The organism is Streptomyces sp. MB09-01 (assembly GCF_033794505.1).
In the GTDB taxonomy this organism is placed as follows: Bacteria; Actinomycetota; Actinomycetes; order Streptomycetales; family Streptomycetaceae; genus Streptomyces.
Genome location: NZ_JARAYQ010000472.1, coordinates 1 through 3,091, shown reverse-complemented (window position 1 = coordinate 3,091; position 3,091 = coordinate 1). Strand labels below are relative to the sequence as shown.

The 3,091-nt window shown below is 69.8% G+C and carries 4 protein-coding genes; all 4 read left to right on the top strand.

From position 1 onward, the window contains the following. The first annotated feature begins 92 nt into the window (after window positions 1-92). Window positions 93-746: a response regulator transcription factor gene (locus tag PV721_RS42455; RefSeq protein WP_319734113.1), complete on the top strand. Its 654-nt coding sequence runs from the start codon at window positions 93-95 to the stop codon at window positions 744-746. Between the two features lie 62 nt (window positions 747-808). After that, window positions 809-2,257: a peptidoglycan D,D-transpeptidase FtsI family protein gene (locus PV721_RS42450; RefSeq protein WP_319734111.1), complete on the top strand. Its 1,449-nt coding sequence runs from the start codon at window positions 809-811 to the stop codon at window positions 2,255-2,257. Window positions 2,258-2,320: 63 nt separating this feature from the next. Beyond that, window positions 2,321-2,830, top strand: a complete 510-nt coding sequence (locus PV721_RS42445; RefSeq protein WP_319734109.1) for a GNAT family N-acetyltransferase — start codon at window positions 2,321-2,323, stop codon at window positions 2,828-2,830. A 74-nt stretch (window positions 2,831-2,904) separates the two neighbouring features. Next, a partial coding sequence (locus PV721_RS42440; protein ID WP_319734106.1) for an antitoxin occupies window positions 2,905-3,091 on the top strand: 187 nt, incomplete at its 3' end.

Genomic DNA, 3,091 nt, shown 5'->3' with positions numbered 1-3,091 from the left:
CAGAATCCCCCTTTTTTATTCGTTGGCAGGGTCTGTTGGTTTAAAGAAGACTGTGTCACAGATCACAATGCGCAGCGGCGGGCCGTCCGCCGCTGCGCATTGTGATCTGTGACGACGAGCGGATGGTCCGCACCGCGCTGCGGGTCATCCTGGAGGCCGAGCCCGACCTGCAGGTCGTCGGCGAGGCCGCCACCGGCGCCGAAGCGGTCCCGCTGGTCCGCTCGCTGGCCCCGGACGTGGTGCTGATGGACGTCCGGATGCCCGAGATCGACGGGATCCGGGCCACCGAGCAGATCCTCGCCACCATGGCCGCGCCGCCCCGGATCGTGGTCGTCACCACATTCGAGAACGACGCCTACGTCTACGACGCGCTGCGTGCGGGCGCCGTGGGCTTCCTCCTCAAGCGCGCCGACCCCGACGAGCTCATCGGGGCGGTCCGGCTCGTCGCCCGCGGCGACTCGCTGCTCTTCCCCGCTGCGGTGCGTTCCCTCGCCGCCGCCCACACGGCCGGTGGCCCCCCGCCCGCCACCGCGCCCTGGGTGGCCCGGCTCACCGACCGCGAGGCCGACGTACTGCGCCTGATGGCCACCGGGCTGTCCAACCACGAGATGAGCGAGCGCCTCGGCGTCGGACCGCAGACCGTCAAGACGCACGTCGCGTCGGTCCTCACCAAGACCGGCTCCCGCGACCGCACCCAGGCGGTCATCGCGGCGTACGAGGGGGGCTTCATCATGAAGAAAAGCTGAGAACCCGGCCACAATCGGGGCAGAGCGGAACGGCCGGGGTCACTGGGACGTCCTTCTGGGGGATGAACAAGACGATCAGGCGTGCGTCGGTCTTCTGTCTGCTTCTGGTGCTGGCCCTGCTGGTCCGCGTCACCTGGGTGCAGGCATACCAAGGCCAGGCCCTCGCAGACGACAAGCACAACCGCCGGAACCTCATCGGGCAGTACGAGAACCCGCTGGGCAACATCATCGTGGGCGGGGAGGCGATCACCGGCTCGGTGAAGACGGGCGGCAAGGACTTCGGCTACAAGCGGACGTACACCGACGGCCCCCTCTACGCGCCGATCACCGGGTACAGCTCCCAGGCCTACGGCACGACCATGCTGGAGGGCATCTACAAGAACGTCCTCAACGGTTCGGACAGCCGTCTGAAGACCGTGATGGACATGCTCACCAACAAGCGGGCCGCTCCCGGCAACGTCCTGACCACGATCGACAAGGGCGTGCAGAAGGCCGCCTACGACGCGCTCCAGGGCAAGCAGGGCGCCGCCGTCGCCATCGACCCCGCGACCGGCGAGATCCTCGCCGTGGTGAACAACCCCTCCTTCGACCCGGGCAGCATCGCCGGCGCCAACGACCAGAAGGCCTGGACCGAACTCTCCGCGGACAGGGGCAGGGCCCTGGAGAACGTGGCGCTGCGCAAGCCCCAGGCGCCAGGCTCCACCTTCAAGCTGGTCACCCTGGCCGCGGCCATCGAGAACGGCCTCGTCACCAACATCGACCAGCCGACCGGGATCGCCGACCCGTACACGATCCCCGGCACCCGCACCCTGCTGCCCAGCGAGGCGGGCTCCGCGGCCTGCAACAACGTATCGGTGCGCACCGCCCTGCGGCTGTCCTGCAACAACGTCTTCGCCGAGCTGGCGTCCAAGCTCGGCCAGGACAAGATGCGCGCGACGGCCGAGAAGCTCGGGTTCAACGTGCAGGTCGACACCCCGGTCCGCACCAACCCGCCGAGCAAGTACCCGTCGAAGAAGATGTCGGTCGACCAGGTCGCGCAGACGGGTATCGGCCAGTTCGACGTGCAGGCCACGCCGCTCCAGATGGCGATGGTGACGGCTGCGATCGAGAACGGCGGCAAGCTCGTCGCCCCGCACATGGTCTCCGAGGTCACCGACGGCAACGGCGACGTGCTGGAGAGCTTCAAGAACCCGAAGTCCCAGCAGGTCATGAACGAGAAGACCGCCTCGATGATCCGGGACGCCATGCGCACGGTCGCCACCGAGGGCGGCGGCAAGCCGGCCCAGGTGGCGGGCGCCGAGGTGGGCGGCAAGACCGGTACCGCCCAGCGCGGTGTCAACAACAGCCTCGCGCCGCTGGCCTGGTTCACCTCGTACGGCAAGCTGGGCGGCAAGCAGATCGCGGTCGCCGTGGTGATCGAGAACTCGGACACCGACCGCTCCGAGATCGGCGGCGGCAGACTGGCCGCCCCCATCGCCCAGAAGATGATGGAGGCGTGGCTGAAGAAGTAGCCACGCGGGCGTCACGGTCCACGCGCCGGGAACCGCCCGGGTTCCCGGCGCGTTTCCCTTCCCGTGATCAGAGCCGCGGAGCCCGCAGACCTCGACGCCATCGCCGCCCTGCACACGCGGGCCCGGGCCACGTACTACCGGGGCCACATCCCCGAACAGGCCTACGCGGGTGACGTCGAGCTCCACCGGACGCGCGAGGGCTGGTCCCGGGCCGTCGCCCGCGACCCCGCCGAGGGCGCGGTGCTCTGCGCCGAGCAGGACGGCCGGCTCACCGGCGTCGCCGCCTTCCGCACGGAGGACGGCGAGACCACGCTCACCCAGCTCCACGTCGACCCGGTCCACTGGCGCCGCGGCACCGGCTCCGCCCTGCACGCCGCCTGCCTCGACGTCTGGCGCCGCGCCGGAGTCAGCCGGGTCCGTCTCGAGGTGTACGAGCACAACCTCCGCGCCCAGGCCTTCTACGCCACCCAGGGCTGGCGCCCGGACCCCTCCACCCCGCACGCGGGCACCCACCGCACGCTCTGGCTCCGGATCGGTCCCCCGCCCGCCGCGGCACTCGACCAGGGGCCCTGAGGACGCTCCGGGTGCGGACACCGGCCTTCGCGGAGAAGCTTGAAGCGACCGGCATTCCCTAGAGAGGACGCCTTATGTCCATGCTCGACAAGCTCAAAGACCTGATCAAGGGACACCCTGACCAGGCCCGCCAAGGAGTCGAGAAGGCCGGAGACGCCTTCGACGCGAGGACCGGGAAGAAGTACCAGAGCCACGTCGACACGGCGCAGCAGAAGCTCAACGAGCAGATCGGCGGCAACGAGCCCCCCACCCCCGGGGACC

Bases quoted from the DNA above. Each gene is read 5' to 3' on its own strand.
- PV721_RS42450 (WP_319734111.1), top strand. From the start codon at position 809: ATGAACAAGACGATCAGGCGTGCGTCGGTCTTCTGTCTGCTTCTGGTG.